The 5,421-nt window shown below is 63.1% G+C and carries 5 protein-coding genes and 1 pseudogene; 3 read left to right on the top strand and 3 right to left on the bottom strand.

From position 1 onward, the window contains the following. The 3 genes from JOY90_RS10275 to JOY90_RS10285 form a co-directional block, all read left to right on the top strand. Window positions 1-1,033: LLM class flavin-dependent oxidoreductase (locus JOY90_RS10275; RefSeq protein ID WP_291691026.1), on the top strand; the 1,033-nt coding region annotated here is incomplete at its 5' end. Further along, entirely contained in the window at window positions 1,026-2,261 is a 1,236-nt protein-coding gene (locus tag JOY90_RS10280; protein WP_291691027.1) for an LLM class flavin-dependent oxidoreductase, read from the top strand. The genes JOY90_RS10275 and JOY90_RS10280, both read left to right, overlap by 8 nt. A gap of 9 nt (window positions 2,262-2,270) precedes the next feature. Beyond that, window positions 2,271-3,083: an alpha/beta fold hydrolase gene (locus JOY90_RS10285; RefSeq protein WP_291691028.1), complete on the top strand. Its 813-nt coding sequence runs from the start codon at window positions 2,271-2,273 to the stop codon at window positions 3,081-3,083. A gap of 114 nt (window positions 3,084-3,197) precedes the next feature. On the opposite strand, the gene JOY90_RS10290 is transcribed toward JOY90_RS10285, so the two are convergent. From JOY90_RS10290 to JOY90_RS10300, 3 genes and pseudogenes are all read right to left on the bottom strand, one after another. Then, window positions 3,198-3,866 (bottom strand): TetR/AcrR family transcriptional regulator, encoded by a 669-nt coding sequence (locus JOY90_RS10290; protein ID WP_291691029.1) that lies wholly within the window; start codon window positions 3,864-3,866, stop codon window positions 3,198-3,200. Between the two features lie 269 nt (window positions 3,867-4,135). Then, window positions 4,136-5,113, bottom strand: a complete 978-nt coding sequence (locus JOY90_RS10295) for a tripartite tricarboxylate transporter substrate binding protein (RefSeq protein ID WP_291691030.1) — start codon at window positions 5,111-5,113, stop codon at window positions 4,136-4,138. A 65-nt stretch (window positions 5,114-5,178) separates the two neighbouring features. Further along, a pseudogene (locus tag JOY90_RS10300) lies at window positions 5,179-5,421 on the bottom strand (hypothetical protein); the annotation flags it as partial.

Raw genomic sequence — 5,421 nt, forward strand, 5'->3', positions numbered from 1 at the left:
TAAGCCTGGGCTCTTCGAGTTCTTGCATGCTCCGGCCGGCCCGGAAGAGGTTGCGTCGGAGGTGGCAACGGCGGTGTTTGATTCAGGGCTTGCCCACTGGCGGCACATCGAGAGCCTTGGCTTCGAAGGCATCTTCTTCAGCGAGCATCATTTCGGCCCCTCTTACAGCCCGTCGCCCAATCTATTGATCGCCGCTATCGCCAGCTCCACCGTGCGGATGCGGCTCGGCACCATGGGCATGGTGCTGCCGCTCTATCAGCCGTGGCGCGTGCTGGAGGAGATCGGCATGCTCGATCATCTGACCGGCGGTCGGCTCGAGATCGGCTGCGCCAGCGGCGTGCCGCAGGAGTTGATCCAGACCGGCATCGGACCTGAGGAGAACCGCGAGCGCTTCGACGAGACCCTCCAGATCCTCGACGCCTGGCTCGCCAAGCCGATGATCTCGCATCATGGGCGGTATTACAACTTCGACAACCTTCGCATCGTGCCGCGCCCGCTGCAGCAGCCCTCGCCCCCCAAATGGACGACGGTGGTCAGCACCACTTCAGCCATCAAGTCGGCCGCGCGCCGGTCCAAGATCTGCACGGCCTTCGAATCCGTCGCACGTGTCAAGGAGATATTCGATGCCTACCGCACCGAGGCCGACCGGCTCGGCATCGCCTGCGGCCCGGACGACTTTGCCATCCGCCGCAACGTCTCTATTGCGCCGAGCGAGGCGGAGGCGAACGAACGATCGCAGACGGCGAGGGAGAGTGTCGCCAGGGTGCTCGTGGGCGATCCCCGCGTGCGCCGGCAGTCCCCTTCGCTACTGGATGCGCCCAAGTCCGGGGGCGGCTTCTCGGTGCATGCGGATGAATTCATTGCAGGGACGCCGGCCCAGGTGGCCGAGCAGATCATCGCTCAATGTCGCAGCTGCGGCGCCGGTCATTTTCTCGCGATTCTGGGCCGCGCCGTTGACGCGCACCGAATTCAGGCGGTTGAGTTGTTCGCAGAACAGGTGATTCCGATCCTGCGACGGACCGAGATTGCGTGACCGGACCGACCATGCCCCCTCCCTCTCGTCTGCTGCGGCGCCGATTGGCAAAAAACATACCAACTGGTTGGTGCGACCGCACCAAGACCCTATGCTGCCGGATGTGGCGAGACAATTCCCGAGGCAAGATTCCATGAAGGCGGCTCTCTTCAACCCCATACGTTACAGCGGCCCTTCCCCGGCCGGATGGCCCGTGGCGCCCAGCGCCTATGATCTGGAGATTGGACGGCGCTCGATGCTCGGCGGCCTGGAAAACCTGCAACTCGGCGATGAACTGGGTTTCGACTGGGTCACCGTCGCCGAGCATCACTATGCCGGCTTTTCCCTGACGCCAAATCCCATGGTGCTGGCCGGAGCGCTGACCCAGCTGGTCAAGCGGGCGAAGATCGCCCTCCTGGGACCGACGGTGCCCATCCTGAATCCGGTCCGGGTGGCGGAAGAATACGCCATGCTGGACAATCTCACGGGCGGCCGCGTCGTCGCCGGACTTCTGCGTGGCACGCCGAACGAATACGTTACCTACAACATCAACCCTGCCGAATCGCGCGACCGGTTCGAGGAGGCGTTGGCGCTGATCCGCCGCGCCTGGACCGAGCCGGAGCCCTTCGGATGGCAGGGCCGATTCTACCAATACCGCTCTGTTGCGGTCTGGCCGCGCGTGGTGCAGTCGCCTTATCCCGCTCTCTATATGTCCGGCTCGAGTCCGGAGTCGGGTGCCATGGCAGCCCGCAACCATGTCGGGCTGGGACTTGCGTTCACGACCGTGCCGCTGGCATCGCAGGCGGCGAGATTCTATCGGGAAGAGGCCGACAAGCTCGGCTGGCGTCCCAGCATCGACCAGGTCCTTTATCGGATGGGCTTCCACGTCGCCGAGACGGATGAGCAGGCCATGGCGGACCTGGTCGAGTCGGGCGCGGCCAAACCCCATGTGGGCCTGACCATGGCGAACAAGGCGGTGCTCGCCGGCGCGATGTCCTCCGGCTATTTCGGCAAAGCGGCGGAGGAGCAGAAGGAGCGCGTCGCGCCGCGAGATGCCGCCGAGCGAATAGAGCAGGGCCAGATCCTGTTGGGCAGTCCGGAGACCATCTGGAAGCAGATTTGCCGCGTTCGAGATCAAGTGGGCGCCGGTATCCTCGACCTCTTTCCAATCGTCCCCATCGCCGATCGCACCAGGCGCTCCATCGAGTTGTTCGGTGGCAGGCTGCTGCCGCGCCTGCACGAGAATTGAGGAGCATCCATGGCCGAACAAAGCACGATCTCCGCCTTCGTCGAGCGCAAGATAGACGCTGACGGCTTCACGATCCGCTACTTGGAGGCAGACCCGCAGCCGGACGGTATCGATGCGGTGGTCTGCATCCATGGAGCCGGCGGTTTGCGCCTCTCGCCGATGCACGAGATGCTGGCCAGCACGCACCGCGTCATCGCCCTCGAGACACCCGGCTTCGGCGCGTCGCCGGTCAACGAGCGCAGCCGCGACATGGCCGAACTCGCCGCCACCCTTTGCGCAGCGGTCGCCGCCCTCGACATCAGATCCTATCACCTCGTGGGTGCGTCCTTCGGCGGCAAGCTGGCAACGCATATGGCGTTGCAGGAAGGAGAGAAGCTGCAATCCCTCATCCTGCTCTCCCCGGCGGTTTTCCGCCCGGCCGAGCGCCCCCGAATGGCGACGCCAGAGGAGCGGCGGAAGGTCATGCATGCCCATCCCGAGCGATTCCCGCTCGCCCCCGGCAATCCGGAGGTGGACTCGAAGCAGGAAACCCTGGTGCGCCGGCTCATCGGGCCGCCGCGTGATGCGGCGCTGGAGGAGAAGCTGTCCGGCCTCTCCGTTCCGACGCTCGTGGTGTTTGGAACGGAGGATCGGCTCACGCCGCCGGAAATGGCGCGCTTCTATCGACAGCACTACGGCAACGCGCATCTCATGCTGGTCTACGATGCTGCCCACCTGGTCGATCTGGACCGGCCGGAAGCCGTGACCGAGGTGGTTAGCGATTTCCTGGCGCGCAAGGAGCGCTTTCTCGTCAGCGAGCAAAGTGGCGTGATTCATCCGTAGATTGATTGCCATCCGCGAACAGGGGCACGGCGGTGCAAACGCGCCCGAGCAATGGAGGCCGCGCGCGGCCCGATATTCATCGAAGAAGCGACGCCGGTTCTCTGGAGCGCTTACTCAGCATCCGGGGCTGAGACTGCTCATGACGCTGTGCACGATATGGTCACGGCGCCGCCTGATCTCGTTCGCCGCCGAGAGGTCGGCGCCGATGACGGCGGACACGGTATAAAGATTCGTGAAGTAGAAGAGGCACATCGAAAAAATATCGAGAAATATTTGCCTGGCATCGATCCCGGGTTTGAAGAGCGCGGATGCCGCGCCCTCCCTGAGGATTTCCTCGAGATGCTCGACGATCGGCTTGGAGGAGAGATAGGGCAGGGTGGAGTGCCGCAGATGCTGTCCCCGATAGCGGTTCTCCTCCACGATCAACGATATCACCTCGCGATGGGAGCCGATCCGGTCGAAGAGATGGACGATCAAGTTTCGCAATCGCCTCTCTGGCGATCCGCCGGGAGCTTTGCGCAGGTATTCCAGATTATTCGCAAGTATCTCGTCATAACTGGAGAGCAGCGCCGCCTTGAACAACTCGTCCTTGCTGCTGAAATGATAATAGATGACCTGTTTACTGACACCGGCTATGCGCACGATCTCGTCGACTCGCGCACCAGCCAGGCCAAGTCTTGCGAACTCCTGCCGCGCCGCCGACAGGACCTCGGCCCGGGTGCGGTCGGGGTCGCGTTGACCGGGGCCGGCCCTCTTGCGATTGGCGGTTCTTCTCAGCCTCATGTTCGCCGTGCGTGTCCCTGCCGATGGCGGCGTGCCACCCATATCTCACCTCTCGCCCGAGTTGATCGTTCTGAGCGGCCCATCAGCGCAAAATAAGCGGAAAAGGTGCCTGCAAGCTGCAGGATGGCGACAGATAGGTTCGTTGGTCAAGAAGACGCATCGAAATCGACACCCATAACGCGGAACCGAGCAGGTCATCAGGTCAAGCCCGGCGATCACGGCGTATCGATTGCTTCCCTGGCCGCCGCTGCCCGTAACCCTTCGCAGGGTCAGTCGGGTGCGATGCCGGCGTCCTTGACCACCTTGGCCCAGCGCACGCGATCCGCGACGATCAACTCCGACAGGCGCTCGGGCGGGCCGCCTTGAGCGATCAAGCCCTGCTTCGCAAGAGTCGCCTGAACGTGCGGCTGCGCCAGTATTTCGCCGAACACCGTATTGTAGCGATCGACGATGGCCTTTGGAGTACCGGCTGGGGCGAGGGCTCCGAACCACAAATCGACGTCGAAATCGGCCATGCCCAGTTCAGCCAAGGTCGGCACTTGCGGGGCCTGCGGCGCCCGAACTTTGCTGCCGACGGCGAGAATACGTATCTGTTCGTTCTCCCTCAGGGGAAGCGCAGTATGAATCGGCAGGAACATGGCCGAGACTTCGTTGGCCAGAAGGTCCTTCACTGCACCCGCGGAGCCCGAATAGGGGATGTGCGTCAAATTGACATGCGCTGTAAGCTTGAAAAGCTCCATGGCGAGGTGTTGCGGTGTTCCTCGACCGGGGGATGCATAGTTGAGCTCGCCGGGCCTGCTGCGGGCGAGTGCGATCAGCTCCGAGACGGTGTCGGCCTTGGTCGAAGGGTGAACGACGAGGGCCAGAGCCCCCGTCGCAATCTCCACAATGGGCACAAAGCTCTTTTCCGGATCGTAGGGGATCGAGCGATACAGGCTCGTATTCATCACGAACGTGTTGACGGTCACCAGCAGAGTCTGGCCGTCCGGGTTGGCGCGCGCAGCCGCCTGCGTCCCGATGTTTCCGCTCGCACCAGGCTTGTTTTCGACGACCACCGTTTCGTTCAAGCGCTGCCTCATCTCGTCACCGAGGATGCGCGCGAGCAGATCGGGCCCGGTGCCTGCCGTGAACGGAACGATGATTCGAACGATCTGCTGTCCCTGGGCCCAGCTTCGCCCACCCGGCGCAACAGCCGCTGCCAGAAGTCCCAGCAGCTTGCGTCGCGAATAGTTCGAGCTCGCGTACATGAAACCTCTCACAATCGGCCAACGATGAACGGCAACCGGGAGGCCTCTACGACCGGCATGCAAACCTAATGCAGCCCGACCATCAAGGGATTGTAGCTGTACAACCACTCGTTCCGAGCCTTGCCCTCGTCACGGTTGGCGAAGGCTTGACGAAGCTTTCCCTGATCGCTCATGTGGAACAACGTGCGATTGGCCCCGGAGCCGCTGACGATGCGTGACGTCCGTTCGATCCGGTTGCGTTCGTAGAGCTGAAGGGCTTCTGACTCGTCATCGGTCAAGCCGAGCGCACGGGTCAGGATGGCGCCGTC

It is taken from the genome of Bradyrhizobium sp., from assembly GCF_019242285.1.
In the GTDB taxonomy this organism is placed as follows: Bacteria; Pseudomonadota; Alphaproteobacteria; order Rhizobiales; family Xanthobacteraceae; genus Bradyrhizobium.

Coding starts and splice junctions, on each gene's coding strand:
- JOY90_RS10285 (WP_291691028.1), top strand. CDS start 2,271: ATGGCCGAACAAAGCACGATCTCCGCCTTCGTCGAGCGCAAGATAGAC.
- JOY90_RS10290 (WP_291691029.1), bottom strand. CDS start 3,866: ATGAGGCTGAGAAGAACCGCCAATCGCAAGAGGGCCGGCCCCGGTCAA.
- JOY90_RS10295 (WP_291691030.1), bottom strand. CDS start 5,113: ATGTACGCGAGCTCGAACTATTCGCGACGCAAGCTGCTGGGACTTCTG.